This is a genomic window from Bacillus sp. MUM 13, assembly GCF_001866725.1.
GTDB lineage: Bacteria > Bacillota > Bacilli > Bacillales > DSM-1321 > Peribacillus.
Map to the genome: position 1 here is coordinate 1 of NZ_MLYQ01000017.1, position 25,351 is coordinate 25,351.

A 25,351-nucleotide genomic window follows, 5' to 3' on the forward strand; every position below is an offset into this window, starting at 1 on the left:
GAGTGTAAGGTGCGAGACTCCTGTGGGATTAGCGGGAAGGTGAGACCCCGCAGGCGAAGCCGAGGAGGCTCACCGCCCGCCCCACGGAAAGCGAGCATCCTGGAACGGAAATCAACCCCCTTGTTCCAAAGCAGAAAAATTTATGAAAACAGCCTTATTTAAAAATATCCATTATTAATGGATTATGTGTTTTAAGAGGGCTGTTTTTTGGTATATATACTATAGAAAAAATATTCCGCTATAACGGAGGTGTAACAAGTGATCGAAATAACAGTTAAACTGGATTATCAGGGAAAGTGCTACCAGACAAATGTAATAGCACGCAGGGAAACAGCACAGGAGGAAATTTACCAAACCGCACTGGAACAGATACAGAAACAAGTTGCTAATTAACTTAAAGCAGGCATCCAAGAGATACCTGCTTTTTCATTGGTATATACTATTTAGTTTTATGAAATAATTATTTTCTTTCCATATTATAGAGAAATTTCAATTGCAGAGTATGGCTTCCTTTGATTCAGCCATGCCAGGAAATTAGAATGCCGTTTGATGATATTCATTATTTTCTAAAAAGTTGGATAATTTAATCATTTCAGTTATATCAGAATATTGATTTACAAAATATCAATACTAAACAACCATCATATTTTACTTACTTAAATATATCCAGCATTTAGTTTCTGCTTCCAATTGTTCACCAATAATAAATGAACTTTTTGTGACACTCCGTAACTTTAGATTGTATTTTTTCTCCTATGGGAATAAGATAGATACGTCAGTTTGTGAAATGTTTAACACTTTTTCTGAATAACTAACAAATTGTTTTAACCATTATATAAGAAAGGGGTACATTATGAAAATGAAATGGGCTTTCCTGTTTATAATTTTCACTATTGCCACAGTGCTTTCAGGCTGCGAAAATTCTTTACTAATCTTTGATCCAAAGGGTCCGGTCGCTAAAACGCAATCTGACACGATTATTTTCTCCATCTTAGTCATGATTTTCATCTTACTTGTCGTGTATGTACTTTTTGTAATTATGTTAACCAAATATCGCGCTTCTAAAGCGGATAAAGATTATGAGCCTCCGCATGACGAGGGCAGCAAGGTTCTTGAAACAATCTGGATTGCAATTCCGGTTATCATCGTTGCTGTACTGTCAGTTGTAACGGTCCGTACGACGAATGCAGTTGAAACGACTCCTAAGGGTTATGAATCACAAAAACCTGTTGTTATCTATGCTGCATCATCTAACTGGAAATGGCACTTCAGCTATCCGGAAGAAAATATCGAGACAGTTAACTATGTAAACATTCCTACAAACCGACCAATTGAATTCCGTCTCTATTCTTATGGTCCGATCTCAAGCTTCTGGATTCCACAGCTTGCCGGACAAAAATATGCAATGAGCGATATGGTGAATAAACTTCGTTTAGTTGCTAATGCACCAGGCTCTTTCATGGGCAGAAACTCCAACTTCTCAGGACGGGGATTTGCTGACATGGATTTCGAAGCACAGTCACTTTCACCGAAAGATTATAAGAAATGGGTTGCTGATGTGAAAAGTACAGCCCCTAAACTGACTGAATCTAAATTTAACAAACTTCTTAAGGCTGAGCACGTTGGCCGTGAGACTTTCACTTCTACTCACTTAAAATTCAACCCGGCACCTGAGGGTAAAAATGCCAGCCACCACCATGGCGGAGATGCAGATATGAAGTCTTCTGACATGGATGGAATGGACATGGGCAACGACAAATAAATAATGTGGCTTAATATGAACCACTATTCTAGCAACAATAAGAAAGGAGTCACAAACGTATGAAATGGGACGAATTTTTCGTAACCGGTGAACCGATGATTTACGGAGCCATGGTCAGTATCGTTGTCGTTTCAATCGCTATTCTTGCAGGATTAACCTATTTTAAGAAATGGGGATATCTTTGGCGCGAGTGGCTGACAACTGTCGATCATAAACGTATCGGTGTCATGTACATTTTAGCCGCCTTGCTTATGCTTTTCCGCGGAGGCGTCGACGCACTATTGATGCGTGCTCAAACTGCTATGCCAGATAATGGCCTGCTTGATGCACAGCATTATAATGAAATCTTTACAACTCATGGGGTCATCATGATCCTGTTCATGGCTATGCCATTTATTATTGGGTTAATGAACGTTGTTACTCCGCTTCAAATCGGAGCGCGTGACGTTGCATTCCCTCGTTTGAACGCTGTAAGCTTCTGGTTTTTCTTTGCCGGAGCTATGTTATTCAATATTTCCTTTGTTATCGGCGGTTCTCCTGACGCAGGCTGGTCTGCATACTTCCCGCTTGCAAGCAAAGAGTTCAGCCCTACAGTAGGAAATAACTATTACTCTCTATCACTTCAGATTGCCGGTATCGGTACATTGCTGACAGGTATTAACTTCCTTGTCACCATTCTGAAAATGAGAGCACCTGGCATGACTTTAATGAAAATGCCAATGTTTACTTGGTCTATCCTTGTTACAAACGTAATTATCGTTTTCGCTTTCCCTGTATTGACTGTAGCACTTGCTCTTATGATGTTTGACCGTCAATTTGGCACACAGTTCTTTACAATGCAAAACGGCGGTATGGATATGCTTTGGGCCAACCTATTCTGGGTATGGGGACATCCTGAGGTTTATATCGTTATCCTGCCTGCTTTCGGTATTTACAGTGAAATTATTTCAGCATTTTCACGCAAAAACCTTTATGGCTACAAATCCATGGTAATAAGCATGGTTGCCATTTCATTGCTTTCTTTCGTAGTATGGGCTCACCATTTCTATACAATGGGGCACGGAGCAATGGTTAATGGATTCTTCTCCATTACAACAATGGCTATCGCGGTTCCTACCGGGGTTAAGATATTCAACTGGCTCTTCACCCTTCGCAAAGGGAAAATCACTTTCACTACACCGATGCTTTATTCATTGGCATTCATTCCGATTTTCACAATCGGCGGTGTTACAGGCGTCATGCTAGCAATGGCAAGTGCCGATTATCAGTATCACAACACAATGTTCCTTGTAGCGCATTTCCACTACGTATTAATTCCAGGAGCAGTGTTTGCGGTAATCGCCGGGTTCCACTTCTGGTTCCCTAAAGTTTTTGGTTTCAAATTGAACGAACGACTTGGAAAGCTTGCTTTCTGGTTTATCGCAATCAGCTTCAACGTGGCATTCTTCCCGCTATTCATTCTTGGGCTTAACGGAATGGCACGCCGTATGTACACTTACTCAGCAAGCACAGGCTATGGCCCGTTAAATATGGTATCTTTCGTGGGTGCACTTGGACTTGCGATCGGTTTCTGTATCCTTGTTTACAATATCTATTACAGTATCCGCAAGAGCCCAAGAGAAACTACTGGTGACCCTTGGGATGCAAGATCTTTGGAATGGGCTACTCACAGTCCGATTCCGGTTTACAACTTTGCCATTACACCAACAATTGAAAAATTGGATGCGTTCTGGTTCTCTAAAAAAGGTGAGACACCTATTTTCCAAGGCAAATATGAGCCAATTCATATGCCGAACAACACAGGCGTTCCTTTCGTCATGGGTGTAGCAATCTTCTTCGGCGGATTCTTTGCAGTATTCAGCTGGTGGATTCCAGCAATCGTTGCTGTAGCAGTAATCTTCGGTACTATGATCCACCGTTCATTCGAACGTGACCATGGCTACCATATCTCTGTAGAAGAAATTGAAAGAACAGAAAATGCACTGCGAGGTGACAGAGCATGAAAATAGATAACTCACTTCCTCTTGAGTACAGCACAGAGGAAAACAGGTTAAAGGTACTGGGGTTTTGGATCTTCTTAGGGGCTGAAATTGCCCTCTTCTCCACCCTTTTCTCCGTATATTTCACGCTTTCAAACCGTTTTGGTAATGGTCCAAGCGCACATGAATTATTCGAGATTAAAGGTGTACTAATTGAAACTGCCTTGCTTCTTACAAGCAGTTTCACCATCGGCCTTGGAATTAACGCCATGCGCCATGGTTCCAAGAAAGCCATGATGACTTTCTTTATCATCACATTGCTGTTGGGCCTTGGGTTCTTAAGCACTGAGATCACTGAATTTGTCACATATGTCCATGATGGTGCAACAATTCAAACAAGCGGTTTCCTTTCTGCATTATTTACATTGCTTGGAACACACGGACTTCACGTTACTTTGGGTGTATTCTGGGGCCTTGCCATTCTGATTCAGGTGAAAAGGGAAGGCTTCACGGCAGGTACAGCCAACAAAGCGTTTATCTTCTCTCTTTACTGGCACTTCTTAGACGTTGTCTGGATCTTCATCTACAGCTTCGTCTATTTGAAAGGAATGATGTAATATGAAACAATTATTCCCTGCTCACCATGTAATGGGATTTGTTTTCTCATTAATCCTATCAATTGTTGCCTTGGCGGTTTACTATTTTGACCTTTCTTTTACAGCTGGCATGATTATCTTGCTTATCACTGCTATTGCACAGGCAAGCGTCCAGCTTCTTATGTTCATGCACGTAGGTGAATCACGTGATAAGTCTCATATCTACTTGAATGTCGCTTATGCTTTATTCGTAGGTATTGTAACGATCCTTGGTACACTATTCGCCATGATCTGGGGATACAAGTACTAAACTACAACTAAAAAGCTGCAGGGCCTTGCGCCCTGCAGCTTGATGCTAAAAGAAAAAACCCTGAACGGGCCGTTCCCGTTCAGGGTTTTTTTACATATTGCTTATCTTTATTCATTACTTTATTCTTTGCTTAAATGGTCCGCCCTCACTGATTAGCAAAATCATAAGAGCTCCTCCAAAGACAAAAACAGAGCTAAGTGCGATCATAATTCCCGTAATGGATACTATGTGGTTGTAATTGAAACCGCTTGCAAACATGCCAATTACAAATAAACCAAAACCTAATAAGCAGCCAAGGATTGCAGCAGTTCTCACAATATTCAGCGCTTTCATTTTGTTTTCATCCATATTTTCCATCTCCTTTGTACTTTCTATTTTACTTCTGTTCACAAATTTGTCAAATAGTTTTCATATATAATTCATTATATGCTATTGCATTTATTTTATTATTGTGCATCAGTTTATTTTTTCAAAAAAATTAATTACCCTATATATATTTGAAACATGAAGTGTACAAGCAGGCCTGGTATTGTTTACAGATAATTCAGATTTAAGATCGTTGGAATAATACTATTTCAAAGGAATGAATTTTTCCTTAATCACCATAAAAAAATTTTTTTCGCAGGGCTCTGCCACACTTCACATTGCTGCTTTCCGTTCCAATTAGCAAGGTACTATAGTAAATCTTGCAGCCGCCCCTATGCGGACCTCAAAGCTTTATTAATTCCTGATATCTAAATAACAGCAAAAAGAGAGCAAATTACTTCTGCTCTCTTTGTTTATGGTAATTTAATTTCCAAGCTGCACAGTTACAGTTTTTTTAATATCGCCCCGGTAAACACCCAGGGTTACTTTATCATTTGAACCAACCTTCGTGTACAGATATTTTCTTAGCTCCGACGAATTCGCGACTTTCTTTCCATTGATTGAAACAATGATATCCTGCTCAAGGATACCGCTTCTCGCAGCAGCTGATTTAGGATCGACTCCTGTAACCATTACACCGCTTTTCAAGTTCTTAGGTGCATTCTGGAGATAATACTGCGGCAGTTCATCCAAGTTTGACAAGCTCACACCGATATATGGACGCTTCACCTTTCCGTCTTTAATCAATTGATTAACAATTGGAAGCACATCGTTGCTCGGCAGTGCAAATCCTAAGCCCTCCACGCCGCTTTCTGAGATCTTCATGCTGTTGATGCCAATTACCTCTCCATTTGAATTAATTAAGGCTCCTCCGCTATTTCCAGGGTTAATGGCTGCATCTGTCTGTATAACGTTCAATTCCCATTCACCCTGTGAGGTGGAAACGGGTACTGTCCTTCCTACGGCGCTTACAATACCTTCTGTAACTGTACGAGATAAATCAAGTCCAAGAGGATTGCCGATTGCAATCACTTGGTCCCCTGCTCGCAGGGAATCGGAGTCCCCAAAGCTGAGCGCATCAGGAGCCTTGCTTCCGTCGATTTTTAATACGGCTAAATCGGATAAAGGATCTGCTCCAACAATCTTCGCTTTAGTTTTTACTCCATTAGAGAGTGCAACCTGCACTTCCTTGGCATCCTCAATAACATGGTTATTGGTAACAATATATGCACTTCCATTTTCTTTTTTATAAATGACACCTGAACCTGAACCAGCTTCAACGTTTTGGCTTGTTGTATCCTGTGAAAAAAGGTCTCCATTATTCCCAGCCTGCAAGTTAACAACACCGACTACTGCCTTTGATGATTTCTCTACCATATCTGCAATATTTGATGATCCTTTATTATATGAGGTATTTTGGACATTTAGTTTTGAATTTTGGCTGCTGCTTTGTACTGCCGTTTTCGGCTGTGCTGCATTAGAGGCTGTATGCGTATCATGAAAATAGTTACCTCCAGCCAAGAAAACCGTACTTGTCACAAGTGAGCCGACAATACTTGAAACGCCTGAGTAAAACCATATTGACCGCCCATTTTTAGGCTTCTGCCTTTGCTGCTGAGTATAATTTTCTTCTTCGTGCAAATTGTTTTCCATGATTTATTCCTCCCCTGATTACCGATTATATTTTTATCATAACCAGTAATTATGACCAAATTATTAACAAAGAATGAAACGATTATTAATAATTCAGGAGATCACGCATAATGAAAGGCATCCATTTTCCAGACAAAAATAAGCAGGCTGCCTATACTGAGCAGCCTGCCTTTACATTTATGAAAGAATAGAAGAAATGACATCGACGATCAAGACAATATTAAGCGTTAGAATGACAGCCGCAAAAATGCAGGCAATAACCGTAGTCGTTTTTTTGTTGACAAGATTGCCCATCAGTTCCTTTTTCCTTGTAAAGTAAATTAGCAGGACCAATGGAAGCGGAAGCACTATGCTTAGTATAACCTGGCTCACAACCAGCGTTTGTGTAGGATCTAGTCCAAGTGTAACAACTATGGCAGCAGGGACCATTGTAATGACTCTGCGGAGCCACACAGGAATGGTGAAATTAACGAATCCCTGCATAATCACCTGGCCTGCCATCGTTCCAACCACTGAGCTCGAAACCCCGGAAACGAGCAAGGAAACAATAAATACAGAGGCGGCAGCATGCCCAAGCAGAGGAATTAGAGTTACATAGGCCGTTTCAATGCTTCCTACAGAAGTATGGCCTGATTCGTAGAAAACGGATGCTGCCATGACCATCATTGCCAGATTCACAACACCAGCAAGGCCCATTGCCAGGAATATTTCAATTGTGCTGTATTTTTGAAGTTTTAATTTTTGTGCATCATTTTTAGGTACAACACGTTTTTGCGTTAAGCTGGAATGAAGGAATACCGCATGAGGCATAATCGTGGCCCCGATGATTCCAACTGCAAGCATGATGCTTTGGCTGTTTCCAATCCATGGTACAATGCTATGGTACGCCACCTGGTCTATCGGGGGCTTGGAATAAAACATTTCTACAATATAGCATAAGCCGATTAGAAGTGCGAATGCTGTAATAATCTTTTCCAACGGCCGGAAACCATAGCGCTCCATGGCCACAATAACATACGTTATAATTCCGTTAATAATAACGGCGATAATCATCGGAATATCAAACAGCAGATTCAGTGCAAGGGTCGCACCAAGAAACTCAGCTAATTCTGTTGCCATGGAGGCAAGCTCGGACAATATCCACATGATGATAGCCGACTTTTTCGGAAAGGTTTCCCTGCAAAGCTCCGGCAGGTTTTTTCCGGTGGCAATGCCAAGCTTCGCCGACATATTTTGAAATAAAATCCCCATGATATTGGCAATGACTATGACCCATAATAATTTAAACCCAAATTGGGCACCACCCGAAATGTTCGTCGCGTAGTTGCCCGGATCGAGATAAGCAATCGACGCTACAAAGGCGGGCCCGATAAAAGGCAATAGAGCAAACAGCCCTTTTCGATTTCCTGAAATGGAGTCATCTGCGGCAGAGTAAGTTTTCTTATTAGACATGGCCTTTTGCTGCGTATTCATGTTTGTTCACCTCATCCCAAAGCTTTTATTTAACCTGTACTATATTTCTTTCCTATACCCAACTTTTAGTTCATTATACAACTTCCACTTGAAAAAGGTGAATAATCCTGATTAAATAAAAAAATATTTATTATCATTTCATTATTATTCAGAATGCCTGCCTTCTTTATGCTCTCTACAGGCAAAACAAAAGCGGCCGGAATATATCCGGACGCGGGGTGGTATTTATTCAGGCAGGCGAATAACAAACTTTGTGCCTTTTCCTTTTTCGCTTGTCACATCAATTTCGCCGTTATGGAGCTGGACCAGCTGTTTGACAATGGATAGGCCGAGCCCAAATTCTCCATAGGGGGTGCTGCTTCTCGAAAGGTCTGCTTTATAGAAACGCCTCCAGATAGACTCAATTTCTTTCGGATCAATTCCCTTTCCAGTATCTTCAATCTCAATGACTGTCTGATTCATTTCTGATTTCCCTCTGAACCAAATGGTTCCATTTTCAGTAAACTGGATGCTATTTTTCGCAATATTAATTAAAATCTGCGTTAAACGGTCATAATCGGCATAAACCTTGGCATTACTGTCTGCTTCTGCTAAAAGCACGTTATTTTTTTCTTCAGCCTGAAACAAAAGCTGTTCCTTGATTATTTCAAGCATTTCGGAAAGCTCGATATGCTCCTTATTCAGCTTGATTTGGTTAGATCGGATTTTTTCATAATCCAAATTCTCATTCACAAGCCGAATCAGCCTCTTTGTTTCCTTGCTTGCGAGCTTGATTCCTTTTTCCCTGTCTTCCTCGGGAATGATGCCATCCTGTAATCCCTCGATCATTCCCCTGATTGTAGCAAGAGGCGTCCTAAGTTCATGAGAAACATCCGCCATAAACTGCCTTCTCCTGTTTTCCAGCACCTCGATTTCTTCATACGAAGCCTTCAGTCTTTCAGCCATTTTGTTAAAGTCATTTCCAAGATCGCCAATCTCATCCAGCGCTGATGAAGGTACATGGACATCATACTTTCCTGAAGAAATCATTGAAGTCGCCTCCCTGATTCTTTTGATCCGGGAAACATGGATTCTAGAGAGAACCCAGCTGAACAAAAAGGAAACGGCGAGCGCTATCAGCACTGTATAAAGCAGGTAATGGTTGATTTCACTGATCATTTCCGCAGAACCGCTGATAGGGGAAATCAGCAGGATTCCACCCAGGAGGTTTCCATTTCTTATATAAGGAAGCACAACCATTGAAACCTCCTGTCCGAAGCGCTGGTTTTCCCTTTTAATGACAACGGTCCTTCCTTCAGAAATCTGTTTCCACTCATTGCGGGTCGGAACAAATTTAGATAGCCTTCCAGTAAAAGGGTACACAATGTTTTGATTTTCATCGAAGATGCTGAAGTTGATATTACGGGCATTCAGGACGGTATAAAATTGCTCAAGCGTCGCTACAGGGCCTTGTGGATTTTTCTCAAATTTATCAAGAATGCTCCTCCCATAGGTGATCAATTCATCCGTCTTATTCTGATAAACCAGTCTTTCTACATAATTTGCAAAAAGAAGACTCAGCACAATAAACGCTACGAGCAAGACACTGATATGGCTTCCAAGCATTTGATAGATATAATTAACCCTTAGTTTCTGAAGCAGCAAGATCATTCTATTCTTCATGGGCATCCGCAGCTTCATCGAATTTATATCCCACTCCCCACACCGTATGAAGCATAGGCTTTCGTTGGGACCCTATTTTATTGCGAAGCCTCTTTATATGTACATCCACTGTTCTTTCATCTCCATAAAACTGGTAGCCCCAAACCCGTTCCAGCAGCTGTTCTCTTGAAAAAACCTGCCGCGGGTTGGTAATCAGATAATACAAGAGATCGAATTCCTTGGGGGTGAGGTTCGAAACAGGGGCTCCGTCTAAAAAGACTTCTCTTGTTTCTTTGCTTATTTTAAAATGGCGGGTCTTTATATAATGGCCCTCCCTGTCCCCCTCATTGCTTTCCTTTTCATATCTTCGTGAAACGGCCTTGATTCTTGCCATTAAGGCAAGCGGGCTGAAGGGTTTGGTAACATAATCATCTGCCCCAAGCTCAAGCCCCAGCACCTGGTCTGATTCACTGTCTTTAGCGGTCAGCATGATAATAGGAATCCTGCTGCCTTCCTCTCTGATCTTGCGGCAAATGGTGACCCCGTCCATTCCAGGCAGCATCCAGTCAAGGATAAGCAAATCCCAAGATCCGGATTTATAACGCTCATATCCATCCTTTCCGTTTGTAATAAATTCCCCGTTCAGCCCCTCTTTAGCAAAAAACATTTCCAGCATGGAACTAACACTTTCATTATCTTCTATTACAAGGATATCCATCTTGCATTCTCCTTTAGATTGTAGTTCTTTATCTTAAATTAAGACTATCATCGAAGATTAGCAAATAATTTATTCTTTGCAGCGCATAAAAAAAGAGACAGGAATGTCTCTTTCAAATTGCCGGCATTATTCATGTAATGTCTGACTGCAGACTTTTTCTATAAAGGCCAGTGACTCTTCAATAATCAGGGTCTGGTCAAAGTCCAGTGTTGCCACATGATAGCTGTTTTGAAGAGTCACAATCTTCTTCTCCTCAGAAGAAATGCCTTCATAAATCACCTCAGCATTATCCGGTGGCACTACATGGTCTTCCTCGGATACAAAAATAAGTGCGGGACATGATATACGGCTAAGTTCAGCTCTCACTTCATCTGTTAAAGAAACCAGCTCCATCAGTGATTTTACAGGTGTTTTCTCATAAGCGAGCTCTGAAACAGCCGGATTCTTAATATCCGAACCAATAGCATCCATATATCTTGTATTGCTTAAATCCTTCCCTGCGCCCATTTTTTCCAAATCTATTGCTGCATTGATTGGTATCACAGCCTCAATTTCAGGATGTTTTTCTGCAAGATAAAGAATCAATGTGCCTCCCATGGAAAGACCAGTGACTGCAATCCTGTCACAGCGCTTTTTCAGCCATTGATACCCTTCTTCCACCGAAGCCATCCAGTCGCCGCGTGCAGTTGACTCCAGTTCTTCATAATGGGTGCCATGTCCTTTAAGCCTTGGCAAGCATACCGTATATCCCTTGGCAGCATAAGCCTCCGCAATTGGCCGCATACTTTGCGCCGTACCTGTAAAACCATGGGATATGAGAATGCCCGTCCTGTTTCCTTCAAAATAAAATGGCTCTGCTCCTTTTAAGATCGGATATTGTTCAGCCATATTTCTGTCTCCTTTCTGATTAAAGTAGCAATCATAATAGAAGTTCGCCGATCTGCCCTTTATTTCCTGCAAAACTCATCTGTGCCGGGGCACTTGGTATTTATATTAGCAGGGGGGCTGTTTTCTTAAAATTTGTATTAGCTGATCGTTTAACAAAAATTGTGTCAGGCTATCAAGGATTATTTAAGCTATTTAAATGGCCTCATAAACCTTTTTAGTCTTTGGGTTCACTCCATACCATCCCCATGTGGCTGTATGCCCTTCCTTGGTTTTAGGATTATCGATGACTACTTCAAATACATGGATGATATAATCTCCATTGTCTGCATCATGATCATACTGTGCTTTGATGTTTGAAGAATTCTCCATGTGCAAAAAGCTTTTCACAAGCTTTTCTGCTTCGCTGTGTGTCAGGCTTTTAGCCGTTTGGCCATGCTTGTCATCGTTTTTCTTGCCTGCGGAGGGTTTAGGCTCATTCGGTTTTGGCGCTGATTCTTCCTTTTCCTTAGGGACCTCCGCTGCCGGCTCCTTTTGTTCTTCTTCTTCTTTAGAACCGTCCTGTTCCTTTACTGAGTCATTCTTTTCTTTTGAACCGGCCTGTTCTACTGAGTCATTCTTTTCTTCTGAAGGCTTGATGGATGCTGTTTTACTGTAAGCCTGTTTTTGGTCAGCGGCCTGTTTGATCAGAGCATTGGCTTCTTCTTTAAGAGAAGGATCCGCTGATTTTTCAGCAACCTCCTGAAACTGTTTGCTTGCTTCATCGAATTTTTTTTGATTCAGGGCTGTTAGCCCATCACTTAATTTGGCTTTCAGTTCAGTGCTTTGTCTGTCTGCAAGTACACCTTTTTCCATCCATTCTTTTGCTTTCTTCTTAAGGTCCTTGTCTTCCTGCTGCTCTGCCTTCATATCCAGAACCTTTTTAAAAAAAGAAACCGAGACCTTAAAGTCTCCTTCATTAAAAGCTTTTGTGCCTTCTTCCATATATTTTGAAGCCTTCATAAGCTCTTTTGCCTCATTTGTCCGATTATCCTTAAATGCTTTGCTGAAGGCTTCAGAAGCTTCCTGATAATGTCCATCCTTCAGCTGGTCTTTCCCAAGCTCCATATTGCTGCTGTATACTTTTGATGTGCAGCCTGTCAATAGAGCCAGTGAAACCAATAATAAACCTGCTTTTTTCATGCGATGTCCTCCCGATTATGTGTCCCGCTCCTTGATTTAAATCTGCTAGTGTTAGGGATTATTAATAAATAAAGGCTCTTTTCTTAAAGATTGTTGTTTCTTAATGAGTTCTGTGAAGGCCGTCTTATTATTAAATAAGGTCGGGTGCGGGACTCCTGCTTAGATTAGCGGAAATCAGCACCTTGCTCCATAGCAACAATGTTTACGAAAACAGCCTAAATAAATTATATCATGTAAATTAACCCTATTTTATCCATTATTTTATAATCTTTTGCCTTTGGCTGATTTAGGGTTATCTTGATTTAATTTGTGGTAGAGAACAGGTAAGAAAAGGAAAAAGGAGATGGATGTAATGGATTCCGAAAAAAGAACATACTATGTGGATCTTGTTGGGGGAGATGTGCTTCTTGAGTCTATCAAAGAAGAAAATCCGAGTTTTGTCATTGAAGCAAACGACAGTGAAGTAAATGAACTAAAAAGCTATCTCGAAAAAAATCATACGGCTGACATGAAAACATATGTCCGTTCACATATTCCTTATGAGGAATATCACAAGGATTCTCAAAACGGGAAATATGACCGGACGATTCAGAATATCTACGCCATGATTTATAAATTGGGAAATGAACAATCGCGGAGGTTCATTGAAGAAATGGGAATACTCGAAGATGACAATTATCAGGAAAGAAAGGATATGCAGCGCTTTAAACAATAGTATTATCTTGAAGCAAGCCCATTGCTGAGTACCAAAGACTATTACTGGAAAAGGCTGGCTGATTAATAGTGGAGTTATGACAATACGGTCATCCCAAAAAAAATGTTTCCGCGATTTGCGGAAACATTTTTTTCTATTTGCCTGCATTCATCATCCATTCATATTGACGCAGTTTAACCTCATATAATGTAATGGGATCCAGATATACTTCAGGGTTTTCCCTCATTTTATCAAGTGCTTCCTGGCTTTCCTTGATTTCTTTATGAGAGGCGGTAACCGCTTGGTTTAATACATTCAAAGGGTATCTGAAGAATAGGGAAATATCACGGTCTAACGATTTTTCAAACAAATCAAACTGTGATAAATATTTTTTTGCAATGCTCTCTGCTACATCGTCATAGTCCATCGTTTCAAGGAATTTTTTATACCTTGTATACAGCGCAGACTTATTTTGGGCAATGGCCCCTAACAGCTTCCCTGCTCCTTTAAGAAGAAGCTGTGAAGGAGTATGCCGCATCAGAATATTGACTTCATCGCTATAAACCCCGCTTGTCATCCGGTCTGCATCGCGTCTCCAGTCATCCAGAACTTTGAAATCACACTCCAGCTGAATCCGGTCATCTCCATACAAGGTGTTAAAGCCATCTGACATTTCCTCAAGATAAAACTGGCTTTGAGAAAACTCTTCCTGCGAAACAGCAATCCAATCCTGCAGACTGCGATAAAATTTAGGAGATACCGTCTGATTAATAAATTCCTGGATTTTCGAGTTCATGGCATCATTCAAATCAATATGCACACGGCGGAAATCACTGTCTTCATTCAAAAGATTTGCACACTTGCGCAGTATTTTCGGAATTTCAGTTGTCAGGTCATTTTTCACTTCTTCTTTAATTGCCCTGTAGGATGATTTAAGTATTCTCATTTTTTCTTTTTCATTATCATGAAGCTGATTAATGGCACCATTAAGCTTTACGGCCATTTCTTCATTCCATTGGATAGAATCTATATAGCCATTCTCCATGTCCCTTCGTCCTTCCAGCAGGTCAGATAATGTTTTTCTGGTAAAGTATAAAATCCGTTCTGTCCGCTCCTCTGCCAGATTTCCCTTAGGGAATCCATAGGCAAGGAACTCTGCAAGATCATTCAGCTGTTTTTGACCCTGGTAATTTGCGGACCACGCAAAAACAGATGCTGCAGGAAAATACTCGCGAATTCGGGCTGTGGTTTCTTCCAGTACACGAATTGCATCTTGTTCATTATAAATCTTCTCCATCCTGTTTAGGATAAAGTGGATGTGCTGATAAGGGGACTCTTTCTTAATATCAAGCAAAATCGTTCGTTCTCTTTCCGTAAACGGAGCACTTGCATCAAGTACATAAAGTATTCCATCTGCGGCATGTGTGCTTTCCAGCAATTCTTCTCTTATCCCTGCCTGCCCGTTTAATACGGGTGTATCAATCAGACCAATTGATTGGCTCTGCAGAAATTCAGAAGGGAATTTCACTTCAAATACAGAATCCCGCTGGCGCCGGCTGAGAGAGATCGCTTCTAATTCATCCAGCGGTATAATGCCGCTTGGAGATATCTCGGTGATTTGTGCTATGTCGCTATCACTTATTGAAGTGAAAACAGATGTGTCTGGTTTTGTAATTTCTTCGCCGCTCAGAAAATTAACAAACAGCGATTTATCTGACTCTCCAGTTCCTGCAACAAGAATCTGTTGGATTTGAATATTCGATAGGAGATCTGCCATCCACTTGGTTTTCTCCCCGATTTGCAGTTCATGCCTGCTCGCCCAATGGAGGATGCTTTCAAAGAGAGCTTTGCTCTCGCGAAGCGAATCCGGGTGTTTTCTTGACTTCATCAATACCGTTTCGGCATCATTGGCCACGCTGTCTGGGATGCTGCCTTGAAAATTCTCGCTCCATGAGAGAACAGCAGCAGCTGCGAATAATGCGTTTTGGTCTTCTGAAAGCTTCAGCCAATTCATTAATACCTGAGGAACTGCAAACTGTATGTCTTTAATCAAATAGCTTCCGTCAATCAGCTCCAGGTATGTTCTTTGATAAACCTGCGATAAATCTGTCCATGAATCAAATTGATTGATTTCAGCTTCGGATATAAGAGAGTTAATAGATGCAAGCCATGCAAAGTACGTATCCTGTTTCCTGTATATACCCCATAGTGAGAGCACAACTTTTTCAAATCGGTTCCTGTCTGCATCATAAAGCGACTTCAGCATAGGGATGAAATAATCAGGAGGCAGATCTTCCGTATATCCGCTGTCGATATACCCTAGAAGCACATCGAACCAATGAAGATATCCTGTACGCATACTTTCGCTCATCGCAAGCTCGATGCCGCTGTTCCAATCCTGCTGCTCCTCAAAAAAGGCACGCGCCACTTCTGATACATTGGGATAATCCGGATAAAACGAGACAACATCTTTAATTGTTTTTGAAGCCAGATCGAACCTTTTTTCTTCTATGTATAGTGAAAAAAGCTGAAGAGCGACTTCTGCCCTTAGCACAAGATCGTCTGTTGAAATGGACTTATACTTTTCTTCAGCCATGGAAAGCATTTCAAGCTCATAATAAGCATCAGCTATATTTTTGTTTGCCCATGAACTTAATTCAGAGTCAATGTTCTCCCATTTAAAAACTGCCGTTTCATAGTCCTTAGAGTGAAAATAAACCTCCCCCTGAGCAAACCGTATGGAAGCAAGCTCCGGAACATCACTTTTTTGCCGTTCAAGATACGCCTCTCCCAATATCTGAATGGGATGTGCTGTTTCGCTTTCCCCAATCAATGTTTCATAAAATTTCTTATTTATTAATAAATTTTCTGAAATCATTTCTGTCCCCCGCCATGTTAATGTAATATATTTTTGCAGCTCCCCGCCATATACTGCAGTGAACTGTCCTTACCAATCCATTACCTTCTTTAACTGTAAAATAAACACCAATTTTATAAACTAAAAAGATAGACTCCTAACATATTATTTTAGCAAAATAAACAGCTCTATAGATTTCATTTACCTTACAATTTAGCGTCAATGTTTTCCTGTAATGGAAATACATCAAAGGATTTTTACATGTAAAAAGAAAATCAATAAGTTATTCCAGCAATAATATTATTACAGCGCAGGAGCCCTCTGCAGGAGAATGGACAGCGAAAGTAGATGCCAAACCGGGACTATGGTTCTGAACCTTACAGAAACGGCCATTAATCACCCTTCAACGGACTTAATGATATGCTCGTAAATTTCCCTTGATTGATTAACCATAGTTTCAGCGGCTTTCCGTGCCGCCTCTTTAGATTCATATCGTTCAGTGGACAGAAATTGGCGGCCAGCCGCTTCTTCCCATAGTGACCACTTTTTCGTTCCGGCTATCTGCGCTATGCAAATGGTAGTTTCTTCTCCATGAATAGGGACTGTTTTTCCCGCTTCTTCTTTTGTGTCAATTGCAATATTAAAGTCACCCATCTTTATAATTTCGTGATCCTTTACATGGCTGTACCTGACAATATTTTTTTGCTTTTTCTTTTTACTATTCTTCCCCATGAATTTAAAACTCCTTATTTTATAGTTTGGTTCCTTCTATTTTAACAATAAGACTTTAGAAAAGAACAAAATGAGGCTCACCGCTCTCACATACCATTATCTATTAGTATCCAAACTGTTTGCCTTTTAGCCAAATGCATTGCTTTGCCAGACAGGCAACCCGGAATACGCCCGCCTTCTTATACTTGTTTCTGCTTCAAAATATAAGGCTGTTTTTCGTGCTATGAAAAAAGACACTCTGATTTCCGTTCAAGGATACCCGCTCCAATCAACCAGACTTAACGGGGAATAATAAAACACATTGGCAATAAGAGGCGGACTGCACGTGAAAGTCTGATTGAAAAAGCCAGCCATCGGAAATGGCTGGCTCATCTTTACAATTTACTACCCTTGCTTTTGCGGCTCCATTTCATAACAGGGGGGTCATCAATCTTCATCTCCTGCTTATGCTCCCAGTCCGTTTCTTCGGGACCAAAGGGTTCTTTGTCCTCTAGGTCATCAATAAGCCATTTTTTGTTTTCAGGGTCATATTGCAGAGAGTAGCTGCGGATTGATTTATAAGACAAATCCTGAACCCTGGCATTTTTGTATTTCATGCCGCTATTATAGGAAACCAAGGCTTTCGCACTAGCGCTCCACTTATTGTCAAAATATGAGATATCCAAATCATCTAAATTAACAACAGCCCCTAAATATTGAGAGTGTATTTCGTCCACATAATTCTTTACCAGTTCGAAATTATTCTTTAAATAGGCGCTACCCTCTTTAATGGTATTCGTCACATTTGTCAGCTTGGAAGTATCAAAGTTTGATGTTTCATAAATGGTCAGATCCCTATTAAACTGGTCCAATGCCTCCAGGATATCTTTTTGGACTCCTTTATCGTTCTGAACCAGCTTATCTTCATCAATAATAACACTAACCTCTGAATTGCCCCAGGCATCCGTCTTTTTCTTTTCTATAAACGTGCCCAGCTTGTTATTTACGGTTATTACAAGCGGATAATTACCAGGAAGAACCGGACCATAAAGGCTGTCTTTCTTCTTTTCAAGTGTCATGCTTCCTTTATCGGCTGCCATGCTGATCTTATCTTCTTCATTCTGTCCGGTCACCTTGATGCGGACGGTTTTAGCCTTCAGTTTGTAATCATCAAAAATGCCCCATGTTTTCCCTTGCTTCACAAGGCTGATTTGCTGGCTTGCATCTGTAAAATCCTTATCCTCTGCTTGCTTGTTCAGACTATCTTTGATAGTTTCGTAGCTATCATTGTTCTTCTTCAGATAATCCGTCATTGCCTTAAGAGATCTGTCGTCTACTTTAGCGCTGTTTTTGTCTGCTATAATAATCCCTTTAAGCTGATCAGGCTTATTCTGCTCCACTGCAGACTCAAACTGCTCAACAATCTTTCCCGGCTTGCCGGATTGCTGTATAAAAACGACTGCAATTGCAATAATGATAATAACCGCCGCAGCTGCTATAGCTGCAATTCCCCGCTTTTTACCAGGCATGTTCATTGCTCCTTAATAAATATATCCTTTTGCAAATACATCTACCAATGAATCGGAAAACTCATCAGATCTATCGATTGTCCACTTTCCATCTTTTTTCACCATTTTGACATCAACTGGATTCCTGTTTGATTCAATATCGAGCGAATTAAGCACAAGGTCCAGCTTAGAAAGTGCATACTGGTCGCCTTTATCAGTATCATAGATGCCTGTTTTTTCACGGAAGGCACTTTTGTATTTATAAACTTCTTTATAGAGGTCTTCCAGGGAGACGGATGAATAATCCAATTTTACGATTGCTTTTCCATTTGCATTCCCAGTGGTTGTTGCCTTCATTTTAGCCTTTTGAGCCAAAATTGATTTAAATGTAGCATAATGCTTATCCGCTTCACTGTCCGAAATACTATCACCTACACCATCCTTCACTTCATTTCTGAAAGTTTTTTGTGCTTCGTCCTGCAGAGCTGCTTTATCTGCAGTGACATATTTTTCATAATCCGCATTATCTTTGTCAAGATAAATGGTATCAATATAAGCAATTAAGGCTTTTTCAGGATCCTGGAGAGCATCAAAGCTGTCTGCGTATTTTTTTGTATTAAGCTTCAGCAGAACTTCATTCGCTTCCTTCATTGAATCAGAAAGGCGGGGCTTCAGTCCGATTTTATATTCCTTATCCTTTTCTACATCAAAGAAATAAGTTACTTTTTGTACCTTCCCAGGACCAATTTCGCCGCTTGAAGTGTCGTAACTTAAGTCTAGATTGGAGTTGGCCACACTATCTTTAGGTTTTAACTGCTCATCTCCATCATAGAATTTAACACCGTCATATGAAGAAAGCCGAATAGATGATTTAGAAACATTCTTTATTTTTAAATTCACTTGAAGAATTCCGCTTTTTTGGTCACCTTCAGATATGCCGTCTTCTTTTCCAGGCAATATGTATGAAGCACCTTCAATACCCGCTTCTATTACATCACTTTTACCGTCTGCCTCTGCTTTTTCACCGTTCCCGCTGCATGCTGCAAGCGAAAGCAGCAATGCCACGAATAAAATAGTAATACTCCACTTTTTTAACACAAAGTTTCCTCCCTAATACTAAGTTTTCAATTCCAGCCAGGTCAGCATTGAACATTCTTAGATATGTATACCGCAGCCGGAATTCCAGTTTAAGAACCGGACAAATTTCAATTACCCTATTTAATTTTCCTCAAAACCCAAATTATTACTTTTATGTGTGATTGAGTCATTTTTTGACTCTCCATAAATAGGAAGGGTCCAATGCGTTTTTAAATCTGCCAGGCGGGAAAGAAAAGAAGTAGCAGTCAAATCTGCGGGAGGAGAATGATAATGATAGGCATCCATTCAAAGGCTGATGCAAAATATCATGCTAAAAAAACCGCTCATCACATGAAACCTTGGGCGAGAAAAGCCGCCAGAGCAGGTTTTATGGCAAAGGGCACTAATTTTATCTTAGTCGGAGCATTATCTCTTCTGGCAGCATGCGGGGCTGGATCAAAAGCTAAAGGAACGAATGGGGCAATGGCTGCTGTTGCCGCGAAGCCATATGGAGAAGTTCTTCTTTGGCTAATCGGCATTGGGTTAGCCGGATACATCCTTTGGCTTCTCATCCAAATTTTCGAACTTCAAACGATTAAAGAGGACCCAATGAAAGGCAGCCTCAGAAAAGCCGGGAATGTAATTTCATGTATCATCTACATCGGATTGGCAGCAAAAGCAATTAAGCTTGCCATTCACGCCGGTCAGTCAAGCAGCGCACAAAAGGCCTGGACGGCGAGAATTCTGGCACAGGATTATGGTCCCTTGCTGATCGGCCTGATTGGGGCAGGCATTATTATTTACGGAATATACTCGATTTTCTCAGGAATAAAAGGAAGTTTTATGAAGCAATTTAAACTTCAGGAAATGAGTAAAGAGGAAATTCAGGCAACGAGAAAATCCGGACAGATCGGCATGGTTTCAAGAGGAGCGGTATTTGGTTTTCTGGGTTACTTCGTAATCAGGATGGCCATCACTGCCAATCCGCATAATCCTACGAATTTAGATGGAGCGCTTCAGAAAATTCTGCAGCAAAGCTATGGCCCCTGGATGCTGGGCATAGTTTCTATAGGCTTCGCACTATATGGCATATTCCAGATATCAAAAGGAAAAAATAAACATATAAATCTTTAAAAGTGTAATCTCCCCGTTCGGAATAAGGCTTTAACCAGCTGTAAAATTATGTTAATGTTATAGTATTCTTTTACACGGGGAGGAATATCATGAAAGTCCTGCTTGAGATTTTAAGGATTATCATTATATTTTTATTGGGCGGAGGCCTCCTGTACGCCTTGCTGAACTCTTTCTATTCTTCGTTAGGGACAGAAAAGCCCTATGATGTTTGGTTTATATGGGCGGCAGTTTTGATTTTCTTATTCGTTTTATACAGAAACAAACTGCAATTTACAGGATGGACACCGGGATACAGCCTCAGAAAGCTATCAAAAAAAACGACTCTTATTTCGTATGCCCTGTGTGTTCTGCTATGCATGGAACCGGTCATTGCCCGCCATTTTTGAGCCTAATTCCTTTAAAGAGAAGAATGGCTTTTCGGGCCTTCCTCTCTTATTTTATTAAAAAGCTTCCGCCATCCACAATTTCAACCTCTTCGTAATTCTCCAGATCCTTCATTAAATGAAATAGGGCGCCGTCCTTTTGTTTTGCCTCAATCATACAGTCAAGCTGGGGGACGCTCCCTTTTATTTTTCTCAGAAAATCCATGAACATGCTGCTGTCTACATATTCTGCATGCGCACGGAATTGACTGGGTGATCGCGGACTTGATATATGCATCTTTGGAGGCAGTCTGGAATGGCTCCACGTGCCTATAACCCTGCCCCATTGATCCTCCCATCTTTCATCCTCATTGTGATGTGCCAGGAAATGATGATAATCAAATGCCATGGGTATGCCCAGCTTTTCACAAAGATAAAGGGTTTCTGAAAGGCTGAAGGTTGTATCATCATTTTCAAGTATGACCATCTCCTGCAGTCTCTCTGATATCAGTCCCCAATTATGAATAAACTGTTCAAGTGCCTTTTCATGATTGTTATATCCGCCCCCTACATGCAGGACACAGCGATGCTCCGGGTCAATCCCCATACCTTTTAGCAATAGCCGGTGCATCTTCAGTGTTTTTACAGCTGACATAAGCACATTTTTATCCTCAGAATTCAATAAAACAAAATGATCAGGATGAAAATCCACTCTAGTTTCAGGATGCTCTTCAAGAAAACTCCGGATTTCTCTTAACTCATCCATCAGAGGATTCATATAATTCCACTCAGGTATTTCCGGGTGGTTCACAAGCGGTATAAGCTTAGAGCTTAATCGAAAAAAAGAAATATCATGTACTTGGTTATGCCTTAATAATCTCAGGCAATTGCGTAGATTAGAATTGGCGATCCTCTCAAGCTTTTCTACAGCAGCCTCTATATTTTTGATCTTTGAGAATTGTGAAAATGTCATCGTCTGCGAAGGGGAACAATTTTTAACATGCATGCTCATGGCTACGTACCCTAATCGTATAAGCGTCAATTTCTGCACCTCCAAAAACTAGCTTGCCCCATATCACGCTAAAAAAATGAAAAATGGTGCCATTTTTCCTGGTACAGCATATCATGCAATAAAACAATATTGCTGCTGAATGTCCGTAAATATGAAAGCGCTTTATTTATTTTGAACTGATGTAAACAGCGTCTTGATGATTTGATTTTCTTCTCCTTTTGCTCATACAGCATGAAGTAAATTTGCCAAAGCATGGTTTTTGCAGATTTGGAGATAATTAAAAAGAAGTCAGGATGATGGGGTGAAAGAGTGAAGAATAAATTGATCCTTATTTTAAGTTTGGTTTTCAGCTTATTCATGCTCATTTTGTTTATCGTTTACCTTATTAAGGACGATTCTTCAAGGTGGCAGGTAGCTCTTGGAGGTATTGCAGTCAGCGCCCTTCCGCTTTTCATGCTTTTCGTGAAAAAAAATCCCTTTTCTGTTCTCATTTACATCAGTTATTATATTTTTCTGTTCTGCACTACCTGCCTTGGCTCAATTTTATCCTTTTATATGAAATATAAGTGGTGGGACTCCACCCTTCATTTTTATAAAGGACTGCTTATGGGGTTTATTGCAATATCTCTTTTCAAATTCCTTGTTCCCGTGCGAAGTCAGAGAGATGTATCTAAATGGATTCCGTTTATATTCATTTTTTCATTGGCAGTCACAGCAAGCGTAATTTGGGAGATTTATGAATTTACAGGAGACCTTTTTTTCACCCATACGATGCAAAGAGGCGGTAATCGGGATACGATGTATGATTTGCTTTGCGGTACAGCTGGGGGCCTTCTGACAGCGATTTATTTCAGCATAAAAACCAAAAAACCGGGGTGAAAAGAATGAATCGAAAGCTCGTATTGGTGCTAAGTTTATTGTATGTTCTGTTCATGGCCATTTTATTTTTCCATTACTATCAAAGCGGAGAATCATTTAAATATTTAGTTGCAATCGGAGGAATAGTCTGCGGGGCCATTCCGCTCCTTTTATCATTATTCACAAAGCTGAAATTCAACTTGCCCATTACAGTCTCCTATCTGATTTTCTTATTCGGATCCCAATTTTTAGGATCCATTTCAGGGTGGTACGGCCTGGGTTGGTGGGACACCTTCTTGCATTTTATCAGCGGGGGAATTCTCGCTTTTGCAGGAATCGCTTTATACGAGAGGCTTCTGCACAGAGGCGCAGGAGAAAGCATTTCAGCCTGGTTCGTCTTTTTATATACTGTATCCTTTGCTGCACTCGGCGGGGTTGTATGGGAAATATACGAATTTAGCTCTGATCAGTTTTTCGGGATGTCCCTGCAGGGCGGCGGAAATACAGATACAATGACAGATTTGATTGCGGACACACTTGGCGGCCTGATAATTGCTATATATGCCGGCTGGCGCACAGCCCGTAAATTAAAAAAATAAAGCATTCTTCTGCTATGATGCGAGAAAAAAAACGCCAGGAAATATGTATTGCATCCCATTCTCAGATAAGAATTAACAATGGGATGCAATACATATCCGGCGTTTCATTCTGCACCTTTTGATGCCAAGGTCCGGCATTCTATATTTTGACAGCATGATGCAGCTCTAATGCAGCTTCCTCCAGCGCCACTTTTGCCTCTGGCACCACCGGGGCAAAGTTTGCATATCCATGAATCAGGCCACTGTAACTTTTATAAAACACAGGTACTCCGCTGGCCCTGAGCTTTTCTGCATATGCCTTGCCAACATCACGAAGAGGATCATACTCTGCCGTAAATATGGATGCAGGCGGCAATCCGCTCAAATCAGGATATAACACCGGAGAAGCGTAAGGATTATTGATTTCTCCATCGCGGGTGAAGTAATGGTTTCTGAACCACTGCATCATTTCCCCTGTCAATAAATATCCTTCCCCGTTTTCCTGAATGGAAGGCGGCTCTTCCTCATATCCTGTAGAAGGATAAATAAGCAGCTGATGTATGATGCTCGGACCCCTGCGTTCTTTTGACATAATACACGCTACAGCGGCCAGATTTCCGCCAGCGCTGTCTCCGCCTACTGCAATCCGCGCAGAATCAATTCCAAATTCTTTATGTTCAGAAGCAATCCTAACAAGCGAATCATACGCATCATTTACTGCAGCCGGAAATTTATTTTCAGGAGCTAATCGGTAGTCAACAGAAATAATCTTGCATCCTGAACAGTTAGCCAGTGTTCGGCAGATAGAATCATGGCTATCTAAACTGCCGATTACCCATCCGCCTCCGTGAAAGAATACTAATGCAGGATACGGCGCCTGTCCTTCTGGAGTATATATCCTTATCGGAAGTTCACGCCCATTAAGAGGAAGTACCATATCTTCCACATCATGGACCTGTTCTTTAGGCTGCTGAAAATCAAGCCCCCGGTTCTCCTTTTTCCGATAATCTTCGGGAGATACTTTATCCAGTTGCATTTGCGGCATCTCTTTCATCTTATCTAAGAAATACTTTATTTTGGCATTAACAGGCATTAAGGAAATCCTCCTTATTAAAAGAATATTTCAATTATTATTATAATTCTCTTTGCGGGAATATCTCAAATTTAATACCTATGCTAAATAAAGTTTTAGACAGCTGGCTATTTTAACTTTTTATTACTACAAGCCCTTCCTCTCTTGACCGTGTCTCATACTTTCACCATTTCTTCTTCCATTTCCATTGGCTAAAGAGTATTTACTGAACCGATAATAAAAAGGATTGACACATTTAAGAAACCCGCATATAATTACACTATATTCGAGATAATTAAATTCAAGATATATCTCAAGACTGAAATTATATGTTTGTCTAGTCCTATTTCTTATAGTCATATCTTTTTTATTCATTTATCTCGAATTAAAGATTATTTAATAAAAAATAATATTGGAGGAAAATATCATGATAAATTTAGGGTTATTGCTGATTCGATTAGTGATTGGTTTATCCTTTATCGGACATGGCGCGCAAAAATTATTTGGATGGTTCGGCGGCCATGGATTAAAAGGAACAGGCGGATGGTTTGACTCAATCGGTATGAAGCCTGGTGTAACAATAGCTCTTTTTGCAGGCCTTGCAGAATTTGCAGGAGGATTACTCTTCGCTGCGGGATTCCTTACACCTATAGCAGGCATTTTGATTGCTCTCACTATGGTAATTGCAATCGTTAAAGTCCATGGAACAAACGGTTATTGGTCTACACAAAATGGCTATGAGTATAATCTTTCCATCCTGGTTACAGCAATTGCTGTCGCCATATCCGGTGCAGGCGCATATTCTATTGATGCACTAATATTTTAATGTAAGGCAACTAATGTGCGTGCCTGCTGATTTCGGATACAGATGAAAGACCGGTACAGAAATCAGCGATGCACTGCAGCAACAGCCTAATGTAAAA

24 protein-coding genes are annotated in these 25,351 nt (G+C 40.7%); 11 read left to right on the plus strand and 13 right to left on the minus strand.

Features of this window, described 5'->3' with window-relative positions; all coding sequences use genetic code 11:
- The first annotated feature begins 258 nt into the window (after positions 1–258).
- From BIV59_RS23175 to qoxD, 5 genes are all read left to right on the plus strand, one after another.
- Complete coding sequence (locus BIV59_RS23175; protein WP_139194315.1) at positions 259–393, plus strand: BA3454 family stress response protein; 135 nt, start codon at positions 259–261, stop codon at positions 391–393.
- A gap of 460 nt (positions 394–853) precedes the next feature.
- Complete coding sequence (gene qoxA / locus BIV59_RS05630) at positions 854–1,762, plus strand: cytochrome aa3 quinol oxidase subunit II (protein ID WP_071350485.1); 909 nt, start codon at positions 854–856, stop codon at positions 1,760–1,762.
- Positions 1,763–1,821: 59 nt separating this feature from the next.
- Positions 1,822–3,765 (plus strand): cytochrome aa3 quinol oxidase subunit I, encoded by a 1,944-nt coding sequence (gene qoxB, locus BIV59_RS05635; protein WP_071350486.1) that lies wholly within the window; start codon positions 1,822–1,824, stop codon positions 3,763–3,765.
- Positions 3,762–4,358, plus strand: coding sequence for a cytochrome aa3 quinol oxidase subunit III (gene qoxC / locus BIV59_RS05640; protein WP_071350487.1), 597 nt, complete (start codon positions 3,762–3,764; stop codon positions 4,356–4,358). Before qoxB ends, qoxC begins: the two co-directional genes overlap by 4 nt.
- 1 nt (position 4,359) lies before the next feature.
- The gene (gene qoxD / locus BIV59_RS05645; protein ID WP_071350488.1) at positions 4,360–4,647 is read left to right on the plus strand and encodes a cytochrome aa3 quinol oxidase subunit IV; all 288 of its coding nucleotides are present in this window, start codon (positions 4,360–4,362) and stop codon (positions 4,645–4,647) included.
- 114 nt (positions 4,648–4,761) lie between these two features.
- On the opposite strand, the gene BIV59_RS05650 is transcribed toward qoxD, so the two are convergent.
- The 7 genes from BIV59_RS05650 to BIV59_RS05680 all read right to left on the minus strand — a co-directional run bounded on the left by BIV59_RS05650 (position 4,762) and on the right by BIV59_RS05680 (position 12,565).
- Complete coding sequence (locus tag BIV59_RS05650) at positions 4,762–4,995, minus strand: hypothetical protein (RefSeq protein WP_071350489.1); 234 nt, start codon at positions 4,993–4,995, stop codon at positions 4,762–4,764.
- Between the two features lie 441 nt (positions 4,996–5,436).
- Positions 5,437–6,666: a S1C family serine protease gene (locus BIV59_RS05655; RefSeq protein ID WP_071350490.1), complete on the minus strand. Its 1,230-nt coding sequence runs from the start codon at positions 6,664–6,666 to the stop codon at positions 5,437–5,439.
- Positions 6,667–6,843: 177 nt separating this feature from the next.
- Positions 6,844–8,139: an Nramp family divalent metal transporter gene (locus tag BIV59_RS05660; protein WP_071350491.1), complete on the minus strand. Its 1,296-nt coding sequence runs from the start codon at positions 8,137–8,139 to the stop codon at positions 6,844–6,846.
- Positions 8,140–8,364: 225 nt separating this feature from the next.
- Positions 8,365–9,819, minus strand: a complete 1,455-nt coding sequence (locus tag BIV59_RS05665) for a sensor histidine kinase (protein WP_240501857.1) — start codon at positions 9,817–9,819, stop codon at positions 8,365–8,367.
- Complete coding sequence (locus BIV59_RS05670) at positions 9,791–10,498, minus strand: response regulator transcription factor (protein ID WP_071350492.1); 708 nt, start codon at positions 10,496–10,498, stop codon at positions 9,791–9,793. Before BIV59_RS05670 ends, BIV59_RS05665 begins: the two co-directional genes overlap by 29 nt.
- A 126-nt stretch (positions 10,499–10,624) precedes the next feature.
- Positions 10,625–11,386, minus strand: a complete 762-nt coding sequence (locus BIV59_RS05675; protein ID WP_071350493.1) for an alpha/beta hydrolase — start codon at positions 11,384–11,386, stop codon at positions 10,625–10,627.
- A gap of 192 nt (positions 11,387–11,578) precedes the next feature.
- Positions 11,579–12,565 carry a hypothetical protein gene (locus BIV59_RS05680; protein WP_071350494.1) on the minus strand — a complete coding sequence of 329 codons (987 nt, stop codon included), beginning with the start codon at positions 12,563–12,565 and terminating at the stop codon, positions 11,579–11,581.
- Positions 12,566–12,917: 352 nt separating this feature from the next.
- Between BIV59_RS05680 and BIV59_RS05685 the strand changes: the two genes are divergently transcribed.
- Complete coding sequence (locus BIV59_RS05685; protein WP_083392058.1) at positions 12,918–13,280, plus strand: hypothetical protein; 363 nt, start codon at positions 12,918–12,920, stop codon at positions 13,278–13,280.
- 133 nt (positions 13,281–13,413) lie between these two features.
- Here BIV59_RS05685 and BIV59_RS05690 read toward each other — a convergent pair whose 3' ends face one another.
- From BIV59_RS05690 to BIV59_RS05705, 4 genes are all read right to left on the minus strand, one after another.
- Positions 13,414–16,137, minus strand: coding sequence for a P-loop NTPase family protein (locus BIV59_RS05690; protein WP_071350496.1), 2,724 nt, complete (start codon positions 16,135–16,137; stop codon positions 13,414–13,416).
- Positions 16,138–16,512: 375 nt separating this feature from the next.
- Positions 16,513–16,848 carry a hypothetical protein gene (locus BIV59_RS05695; RefSeq protein WP_071350497.1) on the minus strand — a complete coding sequence of 112 codons (336 nt, stop codon included), beginning with the start codon at positions 16,846–16,848 and terminating at the stop codon, positions 16,513–16,515.
- 374 nt (positions 16,849–17,222) lie between these two features.
- Positions 17,223–18,356 carry a TcaA second domain-containing protein gene (locus tag BIV59_RS22700; RefSeq protein WP_083392059.1) on the minus strand — a complete coding sequence of 378 codons (1,134 nt, stop codon included), beginning with the start codon at positions 18,354–18,356 and terminating at the stop codon, positions 17,223–17,225.
- A gap of 12 nt (positions 18,357–18,368) precedes the next feature.
- Positions 18,369–19,433 carry a DUF5105 domain-containing protein gene (locus tag BIV59_RS05705; protein WP_071350498.1) on the minus strand — a complete coding sequence of 355 codons (1,065 nt, stop codon included), beginning with the start codon at positions 19,431–19,433 and terminating at the stop codon, positions 18,369–18,371.
- 270 nt (positions 19,434–19,703) lie between these two features.
- Here BIV59_RS05705 and BIV59_RS05710 point away from each other — a divergent pair, with 270 nt between their 5' ends.
- Positions 19,704–20,546 (plus strand): DUF1206 domain-containing protein, encoded by an 843-nt coding sequence (locus BIV59_RS05710; protein WP_170846091.1) that lies wholly within the window; start codon positions 19,704–19,706, stop codon positions 20,544–20,546.
- A gap of 89 nt (positions 20,547–20,635) precedes the next feature.
- Entirely contained in the window at positions 20,636–20,932 is a 297-nt protein-coding gene (locus BIV59_RS05715; protein WP_071350499.1) for a hypothetical protein, read from the plus strand.
- Positions 20,933–20,978: 46 nt separating this feature from the next.
- Here the strand turns inward: BIV59_RS05715 and uvsE are convergent, their stop codons facing one another.
- Positions 20,979–21,950: a UV DNA damage repair endonuclease UvsE gene (gene uvsE / locus BIV59_RS05720; protein ID WP_071350500.1), complete on the minus strand. Its 972-nt coding sequence runs from the start codon at positions 21,948–21,950 to the stop codon at positions 20,979–20,981.
- 279 nt (positions 21,951–22,229) lie between these two features.
- On the opposite strand from uvsE, the gene BIV59_RS05730 reads away from it, so the two are divergent.
- The gene (locus BIV59_RS05730) at positions 22,230–22,799 is read left to right on the plus strand and encodes a DUF2238 domain-containing protein (RefSeq protein ID WP_071350502.1); all 570 of its coding nucleotides are present in this window, start codon (positions 22,230–22,232) and stop codon (positions 22,797–22,799) included.
- Between the two features lie 5 nt (positions 22,800–22,804).
- A complete protein-coding gene (locus BIV59_RS05735; RefSeq protein WP_071350503.1) occupies positions 22,805–23,377 on the plus strand; it encodes a DUF2238 domain-containing protein in 573 nt (190 codons plus the stop codon).
- 139 nt (positions 23,378–23,516) lie between these two features.
- On the opposite strand, the gene BIV59_RS05740 is transcribed toward BIV59_RS05735, so the two are convergent.
- Positions 23,517–24,449 carry an alpha/beta hydrolase gene (locus BIV59_RS05740; RefSeq protein ID WP_071350504.1) on the minus strand — a complete coding sequence of 311 codons (933 nt, stop codon included), beginning with the start codon at positions 24,447–24,449 and terminating at the stop codon, positions 23,517–23,519.
- A gap of 406 nt (positions 24,450–24,855) precedes the next feature.
- Here BIV59_RS05740 and BIV59_RS05745 point away from each other — a divergent pair, with 406 nt between their 5' ends.
- On the plus strand, positions 24,856–25,254 hold the full coding sequence (locus tag BIV59_RS05745) for a DoxX family protein (RefSeq protein ID WP_071350505.1): 399 nt from the start codon (positions 24,856–24,858) through the stop codon (positions 25,252–25,254).
- Positions 25,255–25,351: the final 97 nt, after the last annotated feature.

Excerpts from the sequence above, each read along its gene's own strand:
- qoxA (WP_071350485.1), top strand. The coding sequence starts at position 854 with ATGAAAATGAAATGGGCTTTCCTGTTTATAATTTTCACTATTGCCACA.
- qoxB (WP_071350486.1), top strand. The coding sequence starts at position 1,822 with ATGAAATGGGACGAATTTTTCGTAACCGGTGAACCGATGATTTACGGA.
- qoxC (WP_071350487.1), top strand. The coding sequence starts at position 3,762 with ATGAAAATAGATAACTCACTTCCTCTTGAGTACAGCACAGAGGAAAAC.
- qoxD (WP_071350488.1), top strand. The coding sequence starts at position 4,360 with ATGAAACAATTATTCCCTGCTCACCATGTAATGGGATTTGTTTTCTCA.
- BIV59_RS05650 (WP_071350489.1), bottom strand. The coding sequence starts at position 4,995 with ATGGATGAAAACAAAATGAAAGCGCTGAATATTGTGAGAACTGCTGCA.
- BIV59_RS05655 (WP_071350490.1), bottom strand. The coding sequence starts at position 6,666 with ATGGAAAACAATTTGCACGAAGAAGAAAATTATACTCAGCAGCAAAGG.
- BIV59_RS05660 (WP_071350491.1), bottom strand. The coding sequence starts at position 8,139 with ATGAATACGCAGCAAAAGGCCATGTCTAATAAGAAAACTTACTCTGCC.
- BIV59_RS05665 (WP_240501857.1), bottom strand. The coding sequence starts at position 9,819 with ATGAAGCTGCGGATGCCCATGAAGAATAGAATGATCTTGCTGCTTCAG.
- BIV59_RS05670 (WP_071350492.1), bottom strand. The coding sequence starts at position 10,498 with ATGGATATCCTTGTAATAGAAGATAATGAAAGTGTTAGTTCCATGCTG.
- BIV59_RS05675 (WP_071350493.1), bottom strand. The coding sequence starts at position 11,386 with ATGGCTGAACAATATCCGATCTTAAAAGGAGCAGAGCCATTTTATTTT.
- BIV59_RS05680 (WP_071350494.1), bottom strand. The coding sequence starts at position 12,565 with ATGAAAAAAGCAGGTTTATTATTGGTTTCACTGGCTCTATTGACAGGC.
- BIV59_RS05685 (WP_083392058.1), top strand. The coding sequence starts at position 12,918 with ATGGATTCCGAAAAAAGAACATACTATGTGGATCTTGTTGGGGGAGAT.
- BIV59_RS05690 (WP_071350496.1), bottom strand. The coding sequence starts at position 16,137 with ATGATTTCAGAAAATTTATTAATAAATAAGAAATTTTATGAAACATTG.
- BIV59_RS05695 (WP_071350497.1), bottom strand. The coding sequence starts at position 16,848 with ATGGGGAAGAATAGTAAAAAGAAAAAGCAAAAAAATATTGTCAGGTAC.
- BIV59_RS22700 (WP_083392059.1), bottom strand. The coding sequence starts at position 18,356 with ATGCCTGGTAAAAAGCGGGGAATTGCAGCTATAGCAGCTGCGGCGGTT.
- BIV59_RS05710 (WP_170846091.1), top strand. The coding sequence starts at position 19,704 with ATGATAGGCATCCATTCAAAGGCTGATGCAAAATATCATGCTAAAAAA.
- BIV59_RS05715 (WP_071350499.1), top strand. The coding sequence starts at position 20,636 with ATGAAAGTCCTGCTTGAGATTTTAAGGATTATCATTATATTTTTATTG.
- BIV59_RS05735 (WP_071350503.1), top strand. The coding sequence starts at position 22,805 with ATGAATCGAAAGCTCGTATTGGTGCTAAGTTTATTGTATGTTCTGTTC.
- BIV59_RS05740 (WP_071350504.1), bottom strand. The coding sequence starts at position 24,449 with ATGCCTGTTAATGCCAAAATAAAGTATTTCTTAGATAAGATGAAAGAG.
- BIV59_RS05745 (WP_071350505.1), top strand. The coding sequence starts at position 24,856 with ATGATAAATTTAGGGTTATTGCTGATTCGATTAGTGATTGGTTTATCC.